The sequence below is a fragment of the Achromobacter xylosoxidans genome, assembly GCF_001457475.1.
Classification (GTDB): domain Bacteria; phylum Pseudomonadota; class Gammaproteobacteria; order Burkholderiales; family Burkholderiaceae_B; genus Achromobacter; species Achromobacter xylosoxidans.
In genome coordinates, this window is the sequence record NZ_LN831029.1 from 5239687 (window position 1) to 5262780 (window position 23094).

The window sequence follows — 23094 nt, forward strand, 5'->3', positions numbered from 1 at the left end:
CACGGTCTGCACGCAACGCCCCGTAAGTCAGCGTGCTTACCTGTAGAATCGAGTCTAATTTCATTTTGATGACTCGATGAACACATCCGTTGACTCGTCCTCCCACAAGCCAGGCATTCGTGAAGTGCGGGTGCTGGCGCGCGGACTGACCATTCTGTTGGCTTTCGAACCTGACAACGACTGGTTGAGCAATTCCGAAATCGCGACGCTTACGGGCCTTCCCAAGCCAACCGTGTCGCGTCTTACCGCCAACCTGCTGGAAGCGGAGTACCTCCAGTACTCAGCCGAACGGGCGGCTTATCGTCTCGGCACCGCGGTGCTCGCGCTGGGATTCATCGCGGCCTCGCACCGGGATTTCGTCATGCTTGCCCGGCCGCTGATGCAGCAGTTCGCCGATCTGCACCAGGTGTCTGTGGTGCTGGCCTCGCCCGACGCCAGCAGCATGGTGTGCAACGAGGTCGCGCACAGCCGCGACATGCTTTTTACCTTGCGGGTACGTCCTGGGTCGCGCCTGCGCATAGATCGATCCGCACTGGGCAGGGCACTGATTGGCGCGATGGGCGAGGCCGAGCGCGCGGCGTTCCTTGAGAAACTTCACGCGGCCGACCCGCAGGCCTGGGAACTGCTCCGCCGCGAAGTTCCCGCCGCGATCTCGCAAATGGCGAATGACGGCTATTGCGTCGCGGCAGGCACCCTGGAAGCCGGTACCAACGGCGCCGCCGTGGTTGTCGACACACCGGATGGGCCACACACCTACGCATTGGGCTGCGCCGCGCCCTCCAACTCCCTGGATCTGCCGCGACTCGAGCAAAAGGTCATCCCGGATTTGCTCGCCCTCAAGGGCAGGCTTGAAGCCGAACTCAGCAATGTAAAGGCGGAATGATCATGGTACGTACTCGCCAAGTTACACCCGCGGCGCCCCGTGACGACGCACAGGTGGATTCGCTGCGCCGCGGTCTGGAAGTGCTGCGCCTGTTCGATTTGCGCCACCGCAAGCTTACGCTGGCGGATATTGCTCGCAAGCTCGACCTGTCCCGGCCTACCACCGAAAAGCTCGTCCAGACACTGCAATCCCAGCATTTCCTGCAGGCAACAGGCAACGACAGCTACGAACCCCATATTGCCTGCCTGACGATTGGTCGCGCGGCCAAGAAAGGCCTGGCGGTGGCCCAAGCAGCAAGGCCGCTCATGCGCGAACTGTCGGAACGCTTCGGCGTACATGTCACGCTAAGTGCTCGCGATCGGCTGCACATGCTGGTGGTCGAGCACTGCGTCCCGCCTGGCCGGGTGCAGCTTGGCCTGACCTCGGGTGCCCGTTTCCCCATGGCGGCCTCGGCCTCTGGCCGCGCCTATCTCTGGGCACGCCCGCAAGAACAACGCAGTGAACTGCTTGACATGATCGAAGGCGAAGCTCCGTCCGGCGCATCGCACCAACTGACGGATATCCTCGCCGCTTTTCGGGAACTGGAGACAACAGGATGCTGCTATCTGGCGGCGCCGGTCGCCACGCACACCGCCTCCATCGCAACGCCCGTAAAGGCGGGTTCGGCGTTCGCATTGGCAGCTATGGCCGTTAGCGCCGAAGTCACGGAGGCCGTTATGCGGAGCCAAGTCGCGCCGGTTCTGCTGGCCATGGCCGAGCACATCGCACTATCCAGCGAAGAGGAGAACTAACGCTGCTGCCGAAGTCCGCCGATTACATCGCGCACCGCTCGCACGTGCTCATCGGAAGCATGTGCGATCGCCTGAAATGCTGCCACCACATCCAGGTGGGTTGCCAGGGTATGCTGTTCCGCATCCCGTAACAGGCGCTTATGCATGCGCAGCGCGCCCGCGGGGTGACGCGCAATGCGGCGCGCCATTTCAGAGGTGCGCGCCGCCAGCGCATCGTCCGCCGTCACCTCTGACACCAGACCGATACGCCATGCCTCCTGTGCATCTATCGGCTCCGCGGTGAAGGCCAGCTCCATGGCTTTGGAACGTCCGATGAGTCGGGGAAGCATCCAGGCCCCCCCATCGCCAGCCACGATACCCAGGCGGGCGAAACTGACCGAAAAGCGCGCGCTCTGCGCGGCGATCCGAATATCACAGAAGCAAGCCAGATCGCAACCAGCCCCGTATGCCGGGCCGTTCACTGCGGCGATCGTTGGGATGTCAGCTTCCGCAAGGGCTACTGGCAATTGATGTACTGTTTCGCGGTAACGCGCCTGCACCTGGGCAACATCGCCGGCAGAAAATCCCTCCCGCTCAGCCATCTGGCGCAGGTCTCCCCCGGCGCAGAAGGCCTTTCCTGTGCCTGTGATGACAAGGACTCGGACAGACGGATCAGCGCTGGCTCGGCGTATGTGGCCAGCCAGCTCCAGGAACTGAGAGCCGTCGGAAAACCGATTCAGCGTATCAGGATGGTTGAGGGTGAGCGTGGCGACTCCATCATTGTCGTCGCGTCGGACAAAGGCCGGGCTGCAAGCCATGGCTACGCTCCGATCCATCGCGGGGCACGTTTCTCGGCGAACGCCCGAGGCCCCTCAATTGCATCGGCGCTGGAGTAGACGCGCTCATGGTATTGGCATGCCGCCTCGAGGCCTCGCTCGCAGCCCAAGTCCATGGCCGCCCCTATGCTCTTCTTTGCGGCCCACACGGTAAGCGGAGCGTTGTCGGCGATCGTTCGTGCAATCGCCATGGCGCGTTCACGCACCGCGTCGGGCGTCGCCTCGACATAGTTCACGAATCCCAGTTGATGAAAACGTTCGATGGGATGCATTTCTCCGGTGAGCATGAGTTCCATCATGAAAGGTTGCGGCAGCATCCACAACATGGGCACTCCCCAGGGGGACCCACGCCCCACTTTGGCCTCGGAGATCCCGCCCAGGGTGTCCCGTAGCCCGACACGAATATCGCTGTTGGCGGCCAGGACCATGCCGCCTGCCGTGAAATGCCCAGTCATGGCGGCAATAATGGGCTTCGACACCTTGCGCATACGCTGGTGGAAGGGATCGCGCAGCATCTGCAGCATGTCCTTGCCGGAATCGGCACGCACTTTGGCAGCTTCCTTGAGATCCATGCCTGCTGAAAATACTCCACAATCAGCCGAAGTGAGAATGATCACGCGCACGGCATCGTCGCGTTCAACCTCGTCCCACAAGTCCAGGAGGCGCTCACAGATGGCGATGGACAATGCGTTGCGCTGAGCGGGACGGTCAATGGAAACCGTCGCGACGCCGTCTTGCACGGCGTACTGAACAGGGGTGTCGTCTTTTTTCATGGTGATAGGCACACTCTAGATCATTGAAAATTGGAAAAGCTCATTCCCTGGGTAAGCTGGCCAAAGCTTCGCGATATTCACGGGAAAGACGCTGGACAAGAGTGCGGACAGGTACGGTTGCGTCGACTGCGCCAATGCCCTGTCCGGCCCCCCATATGTCGCGCCAGACCTTAACGGCATCCGGGCCACTGCCGAAGTTCATGTCCTCAGGCCTACCTGCAGGCAGCCGATCCGGATCCATGCCCGCCGTTCGGATAGATCTGGCAAGGTAATTTCCAGGGATCCCGGTGAAATAGCTGGAATGCACGATGTCGTCCGAACTACCATCGACCACGGCTTGTTTGTACGCCGCATTGGCATTCGCCTCATCGGTGGCGATGAATGCGGAACCGATATAGGCAAAGTCTGCGCCCATGGCTTGCGCAGCCAGCACTGCACGCCCCGTAGCAATGGAACCCGACAGAGCCAGCGGCCCATCGAACCAGCGCCGAATTTCTTGAATCAGAGCAAAAGGACTGCGGGTTCCCGCGTGCCCCCCTGCCCCAGTGGCCACGGCGATCAGACCATCAGCCCCCTTTTCCACCGCCTTGCGAGCAAAACCATTATCGACAACATCATGCAGCGTGATGCCTCCATATGCATGCACCGCCTGATTTATCTCCGGCCGGGCACCCAACGACGTAATGACAATGCGCACTCGGTACTTTTCAATAACACGCATGTCGTGTTCGAGACGATCGTTGCTGCGATGAACAATTTGATTGATCGCAAAGGGCGCCGCCGGACTATGCGGATGAGCGGCATCGTGCGCGGCGATTCCCTCCGTGATTTCGCCAAGCCAATCATCCAGCAAGCTCGCTGGCCTGGCATTCAACGCCGGCATGGCCCCCACGATGCCGGCGCAGCACTGCGCGATCACAAGCTTCGGCGTGCTGACAATAAAGAGCGGCGACGCAATCACCGGCAGGGCCAGTCCGCCCAGAATATCGGAATGCTTGGTCATGCTTATCTCGTTGAGTTTCGCCTGAAGATGCGCGCCCGGCGGACGCGCGGTCCGACCTTTATTCGGGCTTGATACCTGCTTCCTGAGTCAGCTTGCCGTAGTGAGCGCTTTCCTCGGCGATGTACTTGCCAAAAGCCTGGGGCGCCATGGGCGGCAAAAGTTCATAGCCCGTACTATCGATTTGCTTGCGGACTTCCGGCTGCTCCAAAGCGCCGGTAATTTCACGATTGAGCTTTTCGATGATTTCAGGCGGCGTCCCTTTTGGCGCAAACAGTCCATTCCAGTTCCCGATCTCGAATCCGGGCAAAGCCTCCTTCATTGCGGGCACTCCAGGGAGCTTGTCCGAGCGGGTCGGCGTAATGGCCAAGGGCTTGAGCCTACCCGAGGTCATGTAGGCCAGACCGGTGGAAAAGTCGATGAACATCATCTGCGTTTGGCCGCCCAACAGTTCAGATACGGCCTGTCCATAAGCTTTGTAGGGAATTTCCGAAATATCGGTATGCGTCATCACGCGGAAGGTGCTCCCTGTGATCCGCGTGGTGCTATTAGCGTAGGGAAAAGAAAGCTTTCCCGGGTTGGCTTTGGCGTAGGCGATCAGCTCTGCCACGGAGTTCACCGGTACGGAGGGATTGACCACGAGCGCGTGCGGCACCCCGCCTACGATGGCGACCGGCGCGAAGTCCTTCAGGCCGTCATAGGAGATGCTCTTGAAAAAGTACTTGTTTGCCACCTGCGTCGTATTGGTGCCGAACAACAGCGTATAGCCGTCTGGTTGGGAACGGGCGACGTATTCGCTGCCGATCATGCCAGTGGCGCCTGGCCGATTCTGCACGATAAGGGGTTGGCCAAGCCGCTTGGATAGCGAGTCGGACAACACGCGGGCCACCGCATCGGTCGGACTTCCCGCAGCGAAGGGAACGACAACCGTTATAGGCTTCTCGGGAAAGGAGGAGGTGGCAGGCGCAGCAACGCATTGAGCGCCCAGCGCGAACGCAAGCAAACCCGAAAACAAGGAAAATTTCATTGGTGTCTCCTAAAGTGAACTCTGGGCCGTCTGCGCGTCCCTCGAGTGAAAAAAGCATGCGGGGCTAGGGGCGGGTCTTGACCATGCGCAGCGGGTTGTAGGTAAGCACGACTTCACCGCGCTGATTGACCACCTGATTGGAAGTGCGCACCAGGCCCCGCTCGGGCTTGCTTGTGGCCCTGGCTTCGACGACTTCGCATTCGACATGGATCGTGTCCCCGGCATTGGTGGGCCGATGAACCTTGATGTCGGCCTCCATGAAAGCCATGCCCGTGCGCTGCATCGTGCTTTGCATCAACAATCCTTCGGCCATGCAAAATACGAGTGACCCCGGAGCCGGCCGCGATCCAATGATGGATTGCGAGGCGACATAGTCGAGATTGGTGAACATTTCCTCCACCATGCCCACCGTCCCGATGAAGAGCGTGATATCTGCCTCCGTGATCGTCCTGCCCAGGGTACGAAAGCGATAACCAGGCTCTACGTCGTCCCAGTAAAAGCCCAGGCCCAACACCTCCAGCCCGTTCTCGTCCACATTGATCGATCTACGCATACAGTCTTCTCCTGGTTATTCAATTGTTTTGATACTGCGGTCAGAGCACGCCGGCGGCACGCAGTTCGGCCAATCGCTCCGGCGCGATGCCCAGCGAATGCAGGACCTCTTCGTTGTGCTGGCCCAGCGAAGGTGGAGCGCCGGCCGGGTTCAACGGCGTTTCAGAAAATCGAATGGGATTGCGCACGGTCGGCACCGCGCCATAAAGCGGATGCTGCACGTCGGCGCGCATGCCGCGCGCGACCACGTGCGCGTCGGCGAACACCTGGTCCATCCCGTTAATGGGGCCGCCCGGGACCTGCGCCCGTTCAAGCAGCGCCGTCCAGTCGGCCAGGCTGCGTGAACGGGTGACGGAGACTAGCCAGGCATCCAGCTCGGTCCGGTTATGCACGCGGTCGGCAATCGTGGCGTAACGGGGATCGACGCCAACCTCGGGTTGCCCGACCGCCTGGCACAGGCGGCGGAACTGAGTGTCGTTGCCGACCGCCAGCACCAGATGCCCGTCGGCGGCGGGATAAACGGCATAAGGGGCGATGTTGGGATGGCCGCTGCCCATGCGCTGGGGCACGCGGCCGCTGACCAGATAGTTCATGGACTGGTTCACCAGGGAACCCACCATGCAGTCCAACAGGCTGATGTCGATGTGCTGGCCGCCATGACCGCGATCACGATGCTGCAAGGCGGCAAGAATGGCTGTGGTCGCGTACATGCCGGCCAGCAGATCGGCCACTGCAACGCCCGCCCGTTGCGGACCACCGCCGGGCAGATCATCGCGTTCGCCGGTCACGCTCATCAGGCCGCCCATTCCCTGAATCAGGTAGTCGTAGCCCGCGCGGTCCTTGTAGGGCCCGGTCTGCCCGAACCCCGTCACGGAACAATAGACAAGCTGCGGGTTGAGCTCGCGCAGCGAGGCATAGTCCAGGCCGTAACGCTTCAATGCGCCGACCTTGTAGTTCTCGACGAAGACATCGGCCTTACGCGCCAATTCGCGCAGTATGTCCTGGCCCTGGGGGTTCGAGAAATCGATGGCCAGGGACTTCTTGCCGCGGTTGCAGCTCATGAAATAGGCGGCGTCGCCATCCTCTCCGGTCTGTTTGTCCTTGAGAAAAGGCGGCCCCATCTGCCGCGTGTCGTCACCGACGCCCGGCTTCTCAACCTTGATGACTTCGGCTCCTAGATCGGCCAGGTTCTGGGTGGCCCAGGGGCCGGCCAGGATGCGGGAAAGATCCAGCACACGGATATGACTTAACGGTTTCTGCATGGTGGTCTCGGTACTAGCGGCGGCTGCCGGTCTGAAACTGCGGTTCGTCGACTTGCCTCACGCCATCGCCCGACGTAGTGACGGCCGGGACGATGTCGGCAATGAGTTCGCCCTCGCGCACGCTGTCGCCGGGTCCATGGCGCAGATGCGAGACGATGCCCTCGACGTCTGCAACGATCGAGTACTCCATCTTCATGGCCTCGATGACGGCCAGGAGGTCCCCCGGACGCACACTGTCACCCGGCTGGACCGCCACGGCCGCGATGACGCCGGACATTGGCGCCGTTGCCCCACCCCCTTCCTGAGCAGAGGCATCGCCCTCCTGCGGGACCGGACGCACTGCGTAGTGATCACCCGCCACCTGTAGATGCCAGCCTTCGGCCGCGAGGCAGGCGTCCCAGCGCCATCCGTCCACCTCGCCTCCGAGGCAAGACGCATCGCGCGACACACTCCAGCTTTGCTGACCGTCGCCCACGCGAACCTCACGCCCCTCCACGCCGTGAAGCGCCGCCCATGCCGGCTCGACGTCCAGCAGGAAGCGCATACGCCCCAAAGGCGCTGCAGCATCCAGGAACTTCCGGTCCATCGCGCCGCAGGGCGTACCAGCCTGCCAAGGGGTGGCGCGCTCCGCCGTCAGCGACAAGGGCAACGTACCGCAGACCGCGGCGGCGGCGGGGCGACTGTTCGGCATCTGCAGCGATTTGTGCTCATCCAGGTAGCGCGTGTGTACCTGTCCTCTTAATACACCTGGATCGTCCAGCAGCCTCAACAGGTAGCCAAGGTTGCTGGTCACCCCCAGCAACGCAGTCTGGCGCAGGCCCGCCTTTAATGCGGCAAGCGCGGCCGGACGGTCTGCGGCGCTCGCAATGATCTTGGCCACCATCGGGTCGTAGAAAGGAGGAACCTCACCCGATTGGTCAAGCGCAGCGTCGACACGCAAGTTCGAAGGCCAGCGCGCGCGCACCACCGTACCGGGCGAAGGACGAAAATCCTGAGCCGGGTCTTCCGCATATATTCTGGCTTCGATGGCGTGACCGCGGCAGGAGATTTCGGACTGAGACAAAGGCAGCTCCTGCCCCGCCGCCACTCGCAATTGCCATTCCACGAGATCCAGGCCGGTGATCGCCTCGGTGACCGGATGCTCTACCTGCAGGCGCGTATTCACCTCCAGGAAGTAGCAGTTGAAATCCCGGTCCATGATGAACTCGAAGGTTCCGGCATTGCGATAGTCCAAGCTGCGCGCCCCCTGCACCGCCGCCTCAAGCAGGTGTTGCCGGGCACGCTCGGGCAGGCGCGGCGCTGGCGCCTCCTCCATGACCTTCTGGTGGCGGCGCTGCAGCGAGCATTCGCGCTCGAACAGATGCACCACATTTCCGCGGCCATCGCCGAACACCTGCACCTCGATGTGGCGAGGCTCCTCGATGTACCGCTCCACGATCATCCGACCGTCGCCGAAGCTGCTTCGGGCCAGGCGGATGGCCGACTCGATCAGTCTAGGCAGGTCCTCGTAGCGGGTAATGATCTGCATGCCTTTGCCGCCGCCCCCGGCAGAGGGTTTGAGCAGGACCGGCAGTTCGATGGCGCGCGCCAGCGCCTCTATGGTGGCAGGATTGTCGCTGGCCTCGTCAGTGCCAGGCACCACCGGCACTCCGGCCGCACGCATCAGCGCCTTCGCCCGCGCCTTGTCGCCCAGCGCCGCGATCGTGGCAGGCGACGGACCGATGAACGCCATGCCCGTGGCCTCTACGCTTGCCGCGAACTCGCTGTTCTCGGAGAGAAAGCCGTAGCCCGGGTGCACCGCTTCGCAGCTGGTTTCGCCCGCGGCCTGGAGCAGCTTTCCACTATTCAGATAACTCTCCGCCGCAGCTCCCGCGCCCAGGCAAACGGTCCGGGCGGCGCCGCTCAGATGTGCAGATCCTGCATCAGCAAGGGAATGCACCGCAACGTATTCGATGCCCAGCCGCTGGCAAGTGCGCGCGATGCGACAGGCGATCTCACCCCGGTTAGCAATGAGGATTCTCTTGAACATGGATTACATCCTGAACACGCCGAAGCGCGTGGGTTCTTTCGGTCCGGCGGCTGCCAGCGCAAGGCCCAGCGTCAGCCAGTCGCGGGTATCGGCGGGCTCGATCACGCTATCCACCCACAAGCGCGATGCAGCGTTCAGGGCTGTGCTTTCGGTGCCATAGGTATCGCGAATCGGCGCCTTGTAGGCCTCGGCCTCCTCGGCGCTGAACTCCTTGCCCTGGCGGGCTAGTTGCTCGGCTCGCACCAGCGCCAGGACGGTGGCGGCTTGTTCCCCGCCCATCACGGAGGTCCTGGCATTGGGCCACATGGCCATAAACCGCGGCCCGAAGGCGCGCCCGCACATGGCGTATGCGCCCGCGCCGTAGCTGCCGCCGATGATGACGCTGAATTTGGGCACGCGGGCGGTGGATACCGCGTTGACCATCTTGGCACCATCCTTTGCGATGCCGCCCTGCTCGTACTGCACGCCCACCATGAAGCCGCTGATGTTGTGCAAGAAGACCAGAGGGATGTTCTCCTGGCAGCAAAGCTCGATGAAGTTGGCGGCTTTCTGGGCGCTCTGGCCGAAGAGCACGCCGTCATTGGCGAGTACGCCCACGGGGTAACCTCCGATAGCGCCTGTGCCGCAGATCAGGCTAGAGCCATAGCGCTCGCGGTACTGCACCAGCTCACTGCCATCCAGCAAGCGCGCCAGCACGTCCCTCATAGGCATCGCCTGCTTTGGGTTGGCGGGAATGAACCCGGGCAGCTCCGCCGCGTCGTAACGGGGCGGAGCTGCCCGGCGGGGCGGCGGAGCCAGAGCTGGGGCCTCGCAACGCCCCAGGATGCCGCGCACCAGTTCGAGCGCGTGCAGCTCATCGTTCGCGAAATGGTCGGCCACGCCAGACAGGCGTGTGTGCGTATCCGCGCCCCCCAGTTCCTGGGCGTCGACCACTTCGCCGGTGGCAGCCTGCACCAGTTGCGGCCCGCCCAGGTAGATCATCCCCGCCTTGTCGACGATCACGGTTTCATCGCACATTGCGGGAATATAGGCGCCGCCCGCGGTGCAAGCGCCCAGCACCGCCGCCACCTGTTTCAGGCCAAGCGCCGACATCTCGGCAATATTGCGGAAAATCTTGCCGAAATGCTGCTCGTCCGGAAATATGTCGCCTTGCAAAGGCAGATAGGCGCCACCCGAATCCACCAGATAGACGCAAGGCAGTCCGTTCTCGCGGGCAATAGCCTGGGCGCGCAGCTGCTTCTTGATGGTCAGCGGGTAGTAGGTCCCGCCCTTGGCCGTTGCATCGTTGGCCATGATCATGCAGGCGCGTCCTGCCACGACTCCGGCGCCGGTAATGATGCCTGCCCCTGGCGACTGGCCATCGTATGCGCCGTCGGCCGCCAACTGGCCGACCTCCAGAAAAGGCGTGCCGGGATCCAGCAGCATATTGACGCGCTCGCGCGGCAGCAACTTGCCGCGCGCCAGATGCGCCTGGCGCGCGCGCTCGCCGCCGCCGGCGACCGCGCGCGTTCTTGCAGCAAGCAGCGGCGCGCGTAATTCGTCATAAGCAGCCGCATTCGCGGCGAAGTCCGGGCTGCCCGGCCCGGGGCGGGAAGAGAGAATAGCCATCAGTGGAATGCCGTCAGAAGATTGGATTGCGAAGGCTCAGCTCGGATCACGCACCGGCAGGCGCAACAGCGCATGCCCCAGCGACTTTCCGGTCTGGTCCAGGCGCAGGGTGCGCGTCGCCCCGCCCCCCAGCGCATGGCGCATGATCACCATCATGGCGCCGATGTTGTCCATGGGATGGCATTCCACCTCGCCCTGGACCCAATCCCCGTACAGGCCTTTGACGTCGGCTGGCGTAACGCTGGCCAGCAGCTGCGCATACTCTTGCGGTCCGCGAGCGACCAGTCCCACGCTGCACACGTCCCCCTTGTCACCGGACCGGACATAAGCAATGTCTTTCACTTGAAGCGTCATCAGGGCTCTCCTCAGGCCGTCAGGATTTCGGTCTTCTGTTCGACGGCTGCCCGCGGGATCAGCGTCGGCCACAGAGAGATGACGGGACGCGGTTTCATCGGCGTGCCGAAAGATGTGCCGCCCGGTCCCATGATCCAGAGATTCGTGCCTGCGCGGCGCGCCTTGTCAGCCTCTTCGGCCGTGCGCGTACGCACGGCGCAGCGCAGTCCGACTTCGGGCAGCTCGTTGGCCTGTTCCCGTCCCGGGAAGGCGGCGGCAGGACCGTGTAGAGTATTGAGGCCAACGAAATCGAAGTGGATCTCGTCGGCCGCCAGACCCATGCGTTCGAAACGCTCGAGCATGGTCTCGCGCGCCTTGACGGCGCGATCGTAGGCGTAGGGCCAGGGAAAGAACGCCATGGTCTCGCCAATCCAGCCGTCCTGGTAACCAACCACGAGCTTCCACAGGTCGGGCGCGGCTTCGCCGCGCACGCCGCTGACGCGCACTCGGTCTTGCCCCTCGTCGGCCAACCTCAAAGAAGTGAAATCGGCCACTGCGTCGGGCATGAGATACCGTCGCGGATTGCCCACCTCGTAGACCAGATGCTCCTTGATCGTCCATTGATCGACGCGCCCGCCTGTGCCGGACAGCTTGGTGACGACGGCCTCAGCGTCCGGGGCCACCTCCAAGATTGGGAATCCGGCCCGCCCCATGTGAGGCATGTCGGCGAATCGCGAGGACATCCCTCCCGAACAGCCCGCCGCGCACTCGACGATATGACCCAGTGTCACGGCCGCGGCATAACGATCTATGTGCGCAGCGTCACGCCGCCAACCAAACTCGTGGGCCAGCGGCCCGACGTAAAGCGCGTTGTCCGACACTCGCCCAGCAATGACCACGTCGGCCTCGCCCTCCAGGCCTTCGATGATGCCGGAACTGTCGGTGTAGACGTTGGCGCAGACGACGCGGTCCCGGATGGCAGCGAAATTCTCGTCGCCGGTATCCATATTGCGCAGCGGGACACCCTGCCTCATCAGGTCGTCGAGCTTCTCCAGCATGTCGTCGCCCTCAACCAGGGCAATACGGGAGCCGGCGAGTCCGGCTCGGCGCGCACCTTCGGCGACGCGCTGCGCCGCAGCGCGCGGATTCACCCCGCCTCCATTGGAAATCAACTTGGTGCCTGAGGCTCTGGCCTGAGGCAACAAACTGATCATGGTCTGCACGGCATCCGGCACATAGCCGGCATCCGGCCGCTTCAACTTCTGCCGTTGCAGCAGCGCCATTGTCAACTCAGCTAGGTAGTCGAAGCAAAGATAGTCCAGATTTCCTCGCTCCAACAGTTCTTGAGCTGGATCTTGAGCATCACCCCAGAATCCGGATCCTGCCCCGAGCCTCACCCGTTCGACCATTTTTGGCCTCCTTGTTCTGTCTCTCTAATTTCATTTTGATAATCTGAATTTCATTTTAAGTGCGGAATCCGAGAGCCGTCAAGAAACAACCGGCGACGGTCAAGATTTCGGGTGCAACAGGCCTGCAGCCGTCGGGTTCGACAGGCTGTGAGCACAACGCAGAATGTTCTGGGGGGCGCTAAAGAGGCGGCGCGCGCCGTCTGCCGCCATGAGCCGCAAGTGAAATCATGGATTCTCGTATGCACGCGTGCACGGAAGAGTCCATCGCGCACACGGGCTTGCGCTTGCAGGCAGTCAGGGAGTCGTGAGGGTTAAGGCGATGTGGCGCAAGCTCAGCCTGACGCGTCAAGCTCTTGGCGTTTCGTACAGCGCTCGAAATTGTTGCGCTTCATCATGTAGCCAGTCGCGCAGCGCACATGCGCGGCGGGCTTCTTGCAACGGCTCAGGGCAAACCATCCAATAGGAGAAGGGGCTTGGCACTTCGACATTGAAAAGGCGCGTCAGTTGGCCATCGAGAATGGCCTGCATGGCCAAGGACCGTCGGACCAGCCCGACGCCCTGCCCATCGATGGCAGCCTGCAGTTGCTGCGACGCATCCTGGTACAGCACGCCGCGCCGCGGCTCACGCCATCCGCTCAATCCCGCCTCGCGAAACTAGGCCGTCCACATTTGATAGTCGTTACGCAGTAGCCGCATGTCGGCCAACTCGCGCGGCTCGACCGGCAGCCGGCCGCCGTTCAAGCCTGGGGCGCATGCCGGAAAAAAGCTCTCGTCAAACAGGTGTTCACTGAAGAGTTCCGGGTAGTTTCCGTCGCCCAACCGGATAACGGCATCCACGTCGTCTCGGCTGAAGTCGGTAAGAGTGTGCGTGGACTGCAGTTCGAGATCCAGCTCAGGACACCGTTCGATGAGACGGCCCACGCGCGGTGTCAACCAGCGAGCCGCGAACGAAGGCAGCAGGCTGACTACCAGCCGGCGTTCACGATCATCCGAACGCAGGGCTTCGCTGGCCGCCGCAATACTCGACAGCGCCGCCCTCACTTGCTCCGCATAACGCTTGCCGGGCGCGGTTAGGGTCAGGCGTCTGCCTTCACGGGTGAACAGCGCCGTTCCCAGGTCGCCCTCCAGAGCCCGGATCTGATGACTGACGGCACTGTGCGTGACAAAAAGCTCCTCCGCGGCGCGAGAAAAACTCTCTTCGGGGCCGACGGCCACGCCCTCATACCGCAAGCGCCCTTCGATCCATTCGGCCGCCCAGGTGCGGTAGCCTTCGCGGTGGATGCGGGCCAGCGGCTGGAAGGCGATCTCTCCATCCATACCCAGGTCGTATTGCTCACCACCCAGCCCGAGGATGGTGGCGCGCATCGAGCGCCCCATGTCGAAGGCAAAGATGCGCGAGCCGCGATAGTGCAGAAATTGCATCGCCAAGGTGGCGAGCAGCACCGACTTGCCCATGCCCGTGGGGACAGCCACCAACGTGTGGCCCACGTCGCCGATGTGCGTCACCAGCCGGAACGGCGTCGCGCCCTCAGTGCGCGTGACGATCAGAGGCGGGCCGTCGAGGTGCGCGTTCTTCTCCGGCCCGGCCCATAGCGCCGACACCGGCATCAGGTGCGCCAGGTTCAACGTGGAGACGATGGGCTGGCGGACGTTGGCGTAGGCATGGCCCGGAATGGACGACAGCCACGCATCCACGGTGTTGAGCGTTTCAGGGATGGTGACGAAGCCACGCCCCTGGGTGACGCGCTCCACCCTGCGCAGCTTCTCGTCGGCCACGGCGGCATCCGCGTCCAGGACGGTGACGGTCGCCGTCACGTAGCCGAAGGCCACTTGATCGCTGCCCAGCTCCTGCAAGGCGGCATCGGCATCGCTGGCCTTGTTGCTGGCGTCGGTATCGACCAGAGCGCTTTCCTGCTGGAAGATCGTCTCGCGCAGCAGCGCGATGATGTTCTTGCGCTTGGCGACCCACTGACGGCGCAGGCGGGCGAGTTCTTTTTCCGCATCGGATTTGTCGAGGCAAAGAAAGCGCGTACTCCAGCGGTACGCAAAGCCGAGGCGGTTGAGGTCGTCCAGAATCCCGGGCCAGGTGGAGGTCGGAAATCCCCGCACCGTCGCCACGCGCACATGCTGGTCGCCCAGCATCGGTGCCAGGCCACCGATCAGCGGCGCGTCGGCCAGTAGCGCGTCGAGGTGGAATGGCACCTCCGGCACGCCCTCGCGATAGCGCCGTGTTGAGACGGTGGCATGCAGGTAGGTCAGCGTCTGGCTGTCGTCGAGCCAGGCGATCTCCGGCATCACGCCGTCGAGCAGGTCAAAGATGCGATCCGTCTCCACGACGAAGGCGGTCAGCCGCTCGCGCCAATCCACGCCTTCGGTGGGCCGGTTCTCGTAGAGTAGCCCTGCTGCGCGGGCGCGTGATTCCTCGGCCGGCAGGTTCACCAGCGTAAGGTGGTAGCCGCTCTCGAAGTGGTTGCCCGAGTCATCGAAGGCGGCGCGGCGCTCCTCGTCCTCCAGCCAGGACAGCGGCTCAGGAAACTCCGATTGCGGGTAGTTGGCCGGGGGCCGGCGCTCGGCTTCGATGAACTGCGCCCGGCCCGAGCCCAGGCGGCGCAGCGCGTTGTTCAGCCGCGCCGACGTGGAAATCAGCTCGCCCTGCGTCGCGCTGTCGAGGTCTGGCCCCCGAAACCGCGCCGTGCGCCGGAAGGAGCCATCCTTGTTCAGCACGACGCCAGGCGCGATCAGCCCGGCCCAAGGCAGCCAGTCGGCCACCAGCGCTGGGCCGCTGGCGGTATTCGGCAAGGTTCAGCATGGCATTCCTCTCACACGTCCAGCAGCGGCCGGTGCTTGATGTGGCGCGCGAAGACCTGCATGAACTGCGGATCGACACGCGCGCCCCAGCCCAAGGCGGCGGCTGTCCATTGCGTGGCGCTCCATACGCCAGCGATCACGATGCCGAAGACAACGGCAATCTGACCGAACAGCACGTTCGTTCCTTGCATTGGTCGACCTCCCACCACTGCACCGGGACGTGCCGTAGTGTCGAGGATCAAGGCGAGCGTGCAGGCCGGTCAAAGACCGTTATGGCGGGGATTCAGGCCCAAAAAGCCAGACTTCTTGCTGTGGCGAAGACAATAAAAACGCCGCATGCGCGAGCGCGCCGCGGCGTGATGAGGTAACAGCGAGAACTTTGTCGCGGTGAGGCGACGGCGAGGAGTGCTATTTGGATGTCTGTTCCGGCCGATCGCCGAAGAAGCGGCGATTCGCAGCCTCGGCGGCACGTCGGCAGAGTTCTTCGCCGGCCTTCGATCGGTCTTCCTTGCACAGGCGCTGGACCTGCTTGAGGTGCTCAGGATGGGCCACGAGGAAGTCCACGGTTTCCGTTTGTTGAGAGGGGCCGCAGGCCGTCAGCGCAGCGACCATCAGCAGCGGCAGGAATCGGATCATGGCTTTGGTCCTTTCACGCATGTGTTCAGGAATCAGTGGTAGCGCTCGTGTTGTCGATCGAGTCAATGTCTGCCACCCGCTTGATGAATCGGGCCAGCATTTCGGATGGCTCCACGTCACGGTGCAGAAGATACGTGGCCAGCATCTGTGGTTTGCCGGCCAAGCGACGGGCCACAACACCTGGCCCACGGCCGGATGCAATATGCGCGGCACCTGCCAAACCTAATGCCAATCCGGCGGAGACCAAGGTCATCATCACCTCATAGGACGCCACGCACTGAGCGATCAACGGCTCTTGCTCGTAGCGCTGCAAAACGCGATCAACTTGACGTGCATGACCTTCGCATATCGCCGGATCGCATAGCGCCAATGGGTGGCGCAACACTTCCTCCAACGGAACGTGTTTGTGGGCCAGCACAGGATGGCGAGCCGGGACCGCCACCATCACAGTTCGTCTTCCCACGCAGGCCTGACCACAATGCCGTCGCCCACCTCTTCGGCCATCGAAAAGCCGACGTCATACAGTCATCGTGCAGACCCTTGATCTGCTGTTCCAGCGGAACCTCAAACAGCCGAATGTCGATTTCTGGATCTTCCTCTCGGCACCGAGCCAGCAGCGTCGGCAGGCGCGAGGGCGTAATGCCATTGGACAAAGCGATGCGCAGCTGGTCGTGAAAGCCATTGGTCGCAGACTTGACGCTATCCCGCGCCAGCTCCAATGCGGCAAAGATGCGGGGCATGTGCTCCAGAAACCGATGCCCCGCCTTGATCAAACGCGTGCTGCGCGTGGTGCGAATGAAGAGCGGTGCGCCGGGTTCTTCCTCCAACTCTTTGATCGTGCGAGAAAGGGGAGACTGGTCGATATGTAGTTTCTCCGCTGCGCGGCCGAAGTGAAGTTCTTGGGAAACAGCCAGAAAACAACGCAGATGCCGCAACTCCATAAGACCGCCCCTTCTGACAAGATCACAGCAGTGCTGTGAATAAGAGATTTACTCCTCATGACTTTGTAGCGCCGCACTTGTCCTCGAAGTGGCGTTGAAAAAACCACCTCGTCAAACCTTATCTGGTGGTCGCCTCTTCAGAACGCTGCTTCAGAGAAGTCCAGAATAGCGTCCGAGCCCGAGACGATCGCATGCCGCAGCCCAGCCGATTTAGAAAGGATGTGGTCAGCGTAGAAGCGGCAGGTCAAAATCTTGCTGCTCAAGAAGTCCGAGCCCGGATCCGATGCGAGGAGGCGGTCGGCAGCCAATGCGGCCCGTCCCATTTGCCATCCAGCCGCGACGATGCCCAGGAGTTCCAGGAGCGGTCCAGAACCCGCCAGAGCAGGCTTGGGACCGCCCTCACACGACTTCACAAGCGACTCCACTGCTGCCTCGAGGTCACCGATACCCTTCTTCAACTGAGCACCAATGACGTGGAGTCCGGCCCGTGCATGGGATTCCAGGTCAACCTGAACCTGCCGCATGCGCACGATCACCGCACCGATCGCGCGTCCACCATCTCGGCCGATCTTGCGCCCCACCAAATCCATCGCCTGAATGCCGGTCGTGCCCTCATAGATCGTCGTGATGCGGGCGTCGCGGAAATACTGCGCAGCTCCGGTTTCTTCGATGAAGCCCACGCCGCCGTGAACCTGGATCCCCATGGAGGCGATATCCAGCCCGGTTTCCGTGAACCACCCCTTGGCGATAGGCATCATCAGTTCGACGAAAGCCTGGTGGGCATCCCGGACTTCCGGATCCGGATTCAGCGCAGCCTGATCCATGCTGGCCGCCATCACCGCCGCCAGCGCTCGCATGGCCTCAATCCGGGATTTCATGCTCAACAGCATTCGGCGCACATCGGGGTGCCGGATGATCGCAACCTTGGCGCCGGTGTCACCACCTTGCTCCACGCCTTGAACCCGCTCCCGAGCATATGCCCTGGCTTTCTGGTACGCGCGTTCGGCTAGGCCGATGCCCTCCAGGCCCACGGCGAAACGCGCCGAGTTCATCATGATGAACATGTACTCCAACCCGCGATTCTCCTCGCCGACGAGATAGCCGACCGCTCCCGCCCCGTCGCCAAAAGCCATGACGCACGTGGGCGTGGCGTGCAGGCCGAGCTTGCGCTCGATCGACACTGCTCGCACGTCGTTGGGCTCACCCAGCGAACCATCGTCGTTGACCAGCACCTTCGGCACTGCGAACAGCGAGATCCCCTTGGTTCCGGCGGGAGCGCCTTCGACGCGGGCGAGCACCAGGTGCACCACGTTCGGAACGAGATCGTGGTCTCCGTAGGTGATGAAGATTTTGGTGCCATGCAACCGGTAGGAGCCATCGGTCTGGCGGGTGGCGCGGGTCCGCACGGCGGACAGATCGGAGCCTGCCTGCGGCTCGGTCAACACCATCGTGCCGGTCCATTCACCGCTGACCATGCGCGGCAAGTACTGCTGCTGCAGCTCAGGCGAGCCAGCGTGACGCAGCACGTTCACCGCGCCACGCGACAGCAGGCTCAGCAGGCCGAAAGCCACGCTGCCGCTGTTCCACATTTCTTCGACGGCGGCGGCCAGCACGCCGGGAAGATTCTGTCCGCCCTGCTCTTCAGGCGCAGACAGCGCTGGCCAACCGGCCTCGACGAAGCGCGCATAAGCCTGGGCCCAGCCCGCTGGCATCCGGGGCTGACCCCCTTCAAGGCGAACACCCTCAATGTCTCCAGAGTGGTTCAAAGGCGCAATGACCTCGGAGGCAAAAACTCCGGCCTCTTCCAGCACTGCCCGGGCTAGGTCGGGAGTGGCCTCGCCATAGCCGGGCAGCGCTGCGATTTCGTGCAGATCCACGAGCTCATCTAGCACGAACTGCATATCCTGCAAGGGTGGTGTGTAATGACTCATAGTGCCTCCAGTGGCAAAGGATTTGCGTTTACCAAAGCAAACGGATGGAAAAATTTATATTCGACTCTCCAGCCGAATGGGACGCCTGGGTCGTGAAGTACCACTACCTGAGGCATCACAAGGGCTTTCCGCTCACTCGCCAGTGAAGTTCGGGGGCCGCTTTTGCGAGAACGCCTGCAAGCCTTCCCGGTAGTCCGCGCTCCAGCCCATTTCGCGAATAAAGTTGGCCTCCATGGACAGTTGCTGCTCCAGAGAGTGGCCGGTCGCTGCATGCATCAACTGCCGGGTGCGTACCAAGGCCTTTGTTGGCATCTGGGCGATTTTTACTGCCAATGCATTGATGGTGCTGGCGAACTCCGAGTCTTCGACCACCTGCCAGATGAGACCCCACTCAGCCGCCTTTGTGGCCGGGAGCTTTTCGGCGAGCATTGCCAGACCGAGCGCTCGCACAGTGCCAACGGATCGGGTGAGAAACCACGTACTACCGGTATCCGGCGTCAGCCCGATCCTTGAGAAGGCTTGCAGAAAGTAGGCGGATTCGGCAGCCACCACCAGATCGCACGCCAGTGCGATGGACGCGCCGCCTCCCGCAGCCAACCCTTGCACCGCCGCGACCGTAGGAACCTGCAGGCTCTGCAAGCGCATCACCAGCGGCTTGAAATACCGCTCCACCAGATTACCGATGTCCGGCAACTTGCCATCAACCTCCTGCATGGCGGGATCTGCGAGATCCTGCCCCGCGCAGAAGGCGCGTCCCGCCCCGCCAAGTATCAGCACCCGCACTTGGCGGTCTGCTTCAATTCGGGACATGGCCTCATGTAGCTCCACCATGGTCTCGGCGTCCAGGCTGTTGAGCTTCTCCGGCCGGTTCAGCACGATTCGCGCCACACCGCTGTCCACCGTGAAAAATATGTTCTTGAATGTCATGCTTTAACTCCTTCAGGACGTGATCAGAATCTGTTCTGCTTGCGCACGACGATCCCGACGCCGATTGCGGTGACGACCATCCCGGCGACCGTCAGTCCCGTGACCGGCTCGCCAAAAAGAACCCACGCTATCACCGCTGTGGTGGGGGGCACGAGGTAGAAAAGACTGGTGACGGAGGTTGCAGCACCTCGCTGGATCAACAGATACAGCAAAGAGCCGCCTCCCAACGTCAGCCCCAGTACGGACCAGGCCATGGCCCCCGCCAGCTCCGAATTCAGGCCTCCAGCGGCATCGACCCACCGCATCGGCTCCATTTCCAGCAACGCCAGTGGCGTGGTGACCACAAACGCCGCCAGCAATTGGATAAAGCTGGCGGTACGGACATCGCAGGGCGCCACGAAGCGCTTCTGGTACAGGGTTCCCACGGTGATAGCCAGCAGAGCCGTCAACGCGCAACCTAAACTGGCAGGGCCGACCTCCCCGAATCCCAGCTTCGCCCAAACCACCAGCAGCAATCCCAGCAGTCCAAGAACAAGCCCCACCCATTGGGCTCCTGTCACGCTGCCGCCTCGGCGGGAAAGCCAAATCGCCGTCAGAACGGGCTGTAACCCGACGAGCAATGCTGTCAGACCCGCGCCCATTCCCATCTTCACTGCAGCCCACACACCGCCCAGGTAGATGGCGTGCATCAGAATCCCGGTGACGCTCAGGTGCAGCCAGATCCTGGCTTCCTTCGGCCACGTCGCCCGGGTGGCAACTGCCCAAAATGCAAAGCAGCCGACGGACAAGGCATAGCGAACGGCCAGGAACTTCATGGGCGGCGAATGCGGCATGCCGTACCTGGCCACGACAAAGCCCGTGGCCCAAATGACCACGAACACAAGGGGCATCGCGCGCACCAGCATCGGACTGGCAGTTGCAGGCATGGGCTCCTGTAGATCAGATGCGCTGGAAATAGTGACCCCCTGAATCCAATTCTGCGTGAGTGAACCACTCAGCGTCCGGTGAACAGAGGCTTGCGCTTGCCCAGGAAGGCGGAGACCCCCTCAGCAGCATCCCCAGTCTGGGTCGCCACCGAGAAACACTCCGCTTCCTGCTGGAGCCCAGCCTCCAAAGGTATGGACTGCGAATGCCGTATGGCCTCGATCGCATAGCCCAGGGACGCCGGAAACGGCTCGCCGAGGCACTTCAGATAGGCGACTCCCGCGTCAATTGGATCCCCGACCTCGACGATGCGATGGATCAGGCCGATGCGCTCGGCTTCCTGGGCATCGATGGCGCGACCACTAGCAATCAACTCGACAGCTCGCCCAACGCCCACCAGACGCGGCAACCGCTGAGTTCCCCCGTAGCCGGGAAGTAGACCCAGCTTAATCTCGGGCAGACCGAGCCGCGACGAGGGCGTCGCAATGCGAAAGGTGCACGCCATCGCCAGCTCGAGCCCGCCCCCGAACGCCACTCCAATGATGACGGCGACCGAAGGAATGCGCAGCCTGTCCAGCTTGGCAAACGCCAACTGACCCCGCCGTGCGGTATCGCGCTGCTCGCCGGCATTCTTGCCCTGCAGTTCGCTCACATCCGCGCCAGCACAGAAAGCCTTGCCACCGCCGCCACCGACGATGAGCAGCGCCCGGGCGTCCGATACCGCGACCTCGTCCAGACAGTTGGATATCTCTCCGATCATCTCGGCGTTCAGTGCATTCAACGCCTTCGGACGGTTCAGCGTCAGGATCGCGACACCGTCACGGTAGGTCAACTCCGCGCTCATGCCTGGTTGCCTTCGTCGGATTGGGGGCGGAAACGCGGTTTGCGCTTCTCCAGGAAGGCCTTGACACCCTCGTGAGACTCTTCGGTGCCGTAGTACAGCGCCAGCGCCTGCATTCCCAGGCCGCCAATACCACGGATCGAATCGGAGTCGGCGTTGAAGGAGCGCTTGGCGATGGCAATCGCTGTCGGGCTCTTCTCCATGATTTCCTGGCACCAACGATCGACTTCGGCATCCAGTTCTGCCATGGGAACAACAGCGTTGACCAGCCCCATAGCGAGCGCTTCCTGCGCCTTGTAGCGGCGGCACAGATACCAGATCTCACGGGCTTTCTTCTCGCCAACCACGCGGGCCAGATAGGCCGTGCCGAAGCCAGGATCCACCGAGCCGACCTTCGGGCCGACCTGACCGAACTGGGCCGTGTCGGCAGCAATCGCCAGATCGCAGCAGGTCACCAGCACGTTGCCGCCACCGATGGCAAAGCCATTCACGCGAGCGATCACGGGCTTGGGCACCTCGCGGATCATTCCTTGCAGTTCCTCGACCGGCAGGCCAATCAAACCGCGGCCGTCGTAGCCACCGTCGTGGGCCGACTGGTCGCCCCCCGTGCAGAATGCCTTCTCGCCCACGCCGGTGAGCACGATGACGCCGATGCTCTTGTCCCAGCCGGCACGGTGCAGCGCGTCGATCAGCTCGTCGCAGGTCTTGCCGCGGAACGCGTTGTACTTTTCCGGTCGGTTGATGGAGATGCGGGCAACGCCGCCCTTCACTTCGTAGAGGATGTCCGTGTAATTGCTCATGGTCTTCTCCTGGTTGGGTTAACCGTGCATGGTCAGTCCGCCGGACACCGAGATCGATTGGCCGGTGATGAAATTGGCGTCGTCACTCGCGAGGAAGGCCACCATGCCCGGAACGTCATCGGGCTGCCCTAGTCGCTTGAGCGGAATCGCCCGCTTGAGACCGTCGTAAATTTTCTGGCCGTAGTCGCCCTCGCCCACAAAGGAGCGCAGCAGTGCGGTATCGGTCGGCCCAGGGCACACCACATTGACGCGCAAGCCGTTGCGTGCGGTTTCGCGCGCCAGCGACTTGGTGAACGCGATGATGCCGCCCTTGCAAGCGGAATAGACCGCCTCGCCCGAGGAGCCAACCCGGCCTGCGTCAGAGGCAATATTGACGATCTTGCCGCCGCCAGCGGCGATCATCAGCGGCGCTACGGCATGTTGCAAGTTCAGCGGGCCTTTCAAGTTAATGGCGATCAGCTTGTCCCACAGCTCAGGGGCTGAATCGACGAACTGCCCGACCGCATCCCAGCCAGCGTTGTTGACCAAGATATCGATCTGCTTGAGGTCGGCATGGATCTTCTGCACGGCCTTGGCAACCGCGTCGTGATCCGTGATGTCCAGCTGAGCCGTGGTCAGTTGACCCGCGTATTGCTGGAATTGGCCCTTGATTTCATCGAGCCCAGCCTGGTTCAGATCCAGTGCGGCGACGCGCGCACCCTCTTCCAGGAAACGCTGCACCAGGCTGCGCCCGATGCCGCCGGCTGCGCCAGTGATTATGGCCACCTTGTCTTTGAGTCCACGCATGGGAATGCTCTCCTGTAT

General features: G+C 62.6%; 20 protein-coding genes and 3 pseudogenes. 2 read left to right on the top strand and 21 right to left on the bottom strand.

Features of this window, described 5'->3' with window-relative positions:
- The first annotated feature begins 76 nt into the window (after window positions 1-76).
- On the top strand, window positions 77-883 hold the full coding sequence (locus tag AT699_RS23615; protein ID WP_024070054.1) for an IclR family transcriptional regulator: 807 nt from the start codon (window positions 77-79) through the stop codon (window positions 881-883).
- A 2-nt stretch (window positions 884-885) separates the two neighbouring features.
- The gene (locus AT699_RS23620; protein ID WP_026383814.1) at window positions 886-1674 is read left to right on the top strand and encodes an IclR family transcriptional regulator; all 789 of its coding nucleotides are present in this window, start codon (window positions 886-888) and stop codon (window positions 1672-1674) included.
- Here the strand turns inward: AT699_RS23620 and AT699_RS23625 are convergent.
- The 21 genes and pseudogenes from AT699_RS23625 to AT699_RS23715 all read right to left on the bottom strand — a co-directional run bounded on the left by AT699_RS23625 (window position 1671) and on the right by AT699_RS23715 (window position 23076).
- Complete coding sequence (locus tag AT699_RS23625) at window positions 1671-2471, bottom strand: enoyl-CoA hydratase-related protein (RefSeq protein ID WP_026383815.1); 801 nt, start codon at window positions 2469-2471, stop codon at window positions 1671-1673. The genes AT699_RS23620 and AT699_RS23625 overlap by 4 nt on opposite strands.
- A gap of 2 nt (window positions 2472-2473) precedes the next feature.
- Entirely contained in the window at window positions 2474-3262 is a 789-nt protein-coding gene (locus AT699_RS23630; protein WP_026383816.1) for an enoyl-CoA hydratase/isomerase family protein, read from the bottom strand.
- 40 nt (window positions 3263-3302) lie between these two features.
- Window positions 3303-4265: an NAD(P)H-dependent flavin oxidoreductase gene (locus AT699_RS23635; RefSeq protein ID WP_024070058.1), complete on the bottom strand. Its 963-nt coding sequence runs from the start codon at window positions 4263-4265 to the stop codon at window positions 3303-3305.
- A gap of 58 nt (window positions 4266-4323) precedes the next feature.
- Window positions 4324-5289 (bottom strand): Bug family tripartite tricarboxylate transporter substrate binding protein, encoded by a 966-nt coding sequence (locus AT699_RS23640; RefSeq protein WP_024070059.1) that lies wholly within the window; start codon window positions 5287-5289, stop codon window positions 4324-4326.
- A 64-nt stretch (window positions 5290-5353) separates the two neighbouring features.
- Window positions 5354-5842: an FAS1-like dehydratase domain-containing protein gene (locus tag AT699_RS23645; RefSeq protein ID WP_024070060.1), complete on the bottom strand. Its 489-nt coding sequence runs from the start codon at window positions 5840-5842 to the stop codon at window positions 5354-5356.
- Window positions 5843-5882: 40 nt separating this feature from the next.
- Window positions 5883-7103 (bottom strand): CaiB/BaiF CoA transferase family protein, encoded by a 1221-nt coding sequence (locus AT699_RS23650; protein ID WP_024070061.1) that lies wholly within the window; start codon window positions 7101-7103, stop codon window positions 5883-5885.
- 13 nt (window positions 7104-7116) lie between these two features.
- A complete protein-coding gene (locus AT699_RS23655) occupies window positions 7117-9132 on the bottom strand; it encodes an acetyl/propionyl/methylcrotonyl-CoA carboxylase subunit alpha (protein WP_024070062.1) in 2016 nt (671 codons plus the stop codon).
- A gap of 3 nt (window positions 9133-9135) precedes the next feature.
- Window positions 9136-10740: a carboxyl transferase domain-containing protein gene (locus AT699_RS23660; RefSeq protein WP_024070063.1), complete on the bottom strand. Its 1605-nt coding sequence runs from the start codon at window positions 10738-10740 to the stop codon at window positions 9136-9138.
- 36 nt (window positions 10741-10776) lie between these two features.
- The gene (locus AT699_RS23665; protein WP_026383817.1) at window positions 10777-11094 is read right to left on the bottom strand and encodes an AtuA-related protein; all 318 of its coding nucleotides are present in this window, start codon (window positions 11092-11094) and stop codon (window positions 10777-10779) included.
- Window positions 11095-11105: 11 nt separating this feature from the next.
- Entirely contained in the window at window positions 11106-12482 is a 1377-nt protein-coding gene (locus tag AT699_RS23670; RefSeq protein WP_026383818.1) for an acyclic terpene utilization AtuA family protein, read from the bottom strand.
- Between the two features lie 345 nt (window positions 12483-12827).
- A pseudogene (gene gcvA, locus AT699_RS32280) lies at window positions 12828-13697 on the bottom strand (transcriptional regulator GcvA).
- Window positions 13677-15291: pseudogene (locus AT699_RS32085) on the bottom strand (VirB4 family type IV secretion/conjugal transfer ATPase); the annotation flags it as partial. The pseudogenes gcvA and AT699_RS32085, both read right to left, overlap by 21 nt.
- A gap of 10 nt (window positions 15292-15301) precedes the next feature.
- Window positions 15302-15481 carry a hypothetical protein gene (locus AT699_RS31215; protein WP_080981507.1) on the bottom strand — a complete coding sequence of 60 codons (180 nt, stop codon included), beginning with the start codon at window positions 15479-15481 and terminating at the stop codon, window positions 15302-15304.
- A 217-nt stretch (window positions 15482-15698) separates the two neighbouring features.
- The gene (locus AT699_RS23680; RefSeq protein WP_024070068.1) at window positions 15699-15926 is read right to left on the bottom strand and encodes an EexN family lipoprotein; all 228 of its coding nucleotides are present in this window, start codon (window positions 15924-15926) and stop codon (window positions 15699-15701) included.
- A gap of 25 nt (window positions 15927-15951) precedes the next feature.
- Window positions 15952-16867 (bottom strand): annotated as a pseudogene (locus AT699_RS32400) (LysR family transcriptional regulator).
- A 137-nt stretch (window positions 16868-17004) separates the two neighbouring features.
- Window positions 17005-18798, bottom strand: coding sequence for an acyl-CoA dehydrogenase (locus AT699_RS23690; RefSeq protein ID WP_026384013.1), 1794 nt, complete (start codon window positions 18796-18798; stop codon window positions 17005-17007).
- Between the two features lie 132 nt (window positions 18799-18930).
- On the bottom strand, window positions 18931-19725 hold the full coding sequence (locus tag AT699_RS23695) for an enoyl-CoA hydratase-related protein (RefSeq protein WP_024070071.1): 795 nt from the start codon (window positions 19723-19725) through the stop codon (window positions 18931-18933).
- 23 nt (window positions 19726-19748) lie between these two features.
- Window positions 19749-20651: a DMT family transporter gene (locus tag AT699_RS23700; protein WP_024070072.1), complete on the bottom strand. Its 903-nt coding sequence runs from the start codon at window positions 20649-20651 to the stop codon at window positions 19749-19751.
- Between the two features lie 68 nt (window positions 20652-20719).
- A complete protein-coding gene (locus tag AT699_RS23705; RefSeq protein ID WP_024070073.1) occupies window positions 20720-21493 on the bottom strand; it encodes an enoyl-CoA hydratase/isomerase family protein in 774 nt (257 codons plus the stop codon).
- On the bottom strand, window positions 21490-22290 hold the full coding sequence (badI, locus tag AT699_RS23710) for a 2-ketocyclohexanecarboxyl-CoA hydrolase (RefSeq protein ID WP_024070074.1): 801 nt from the start codon (window positions 22288-22290) through the stop codon (window positions 21490-21492). The genes AT699_RS23705 and badI overlap by 4 nt, the downstream gene beginning before the upstream one ends.
- 18 nt (window positions 22291-22308) lie before the next feature.
- Window positions 22309-23076 carry a glucose 1-dehydrogenase gene (locus AT699_RS23715; RefSeq protein WP_024070075.1) on the bottom strand — a complete coding sequence of 256 codons (768 nt, stop codon included), beginning with the start codon at window positions 23074-23076 and terminating at the stop codon, window positions 22309-22311.
- Between the last annotated feature and the right edge of the window lie 18 nt (window positions 23077-23094).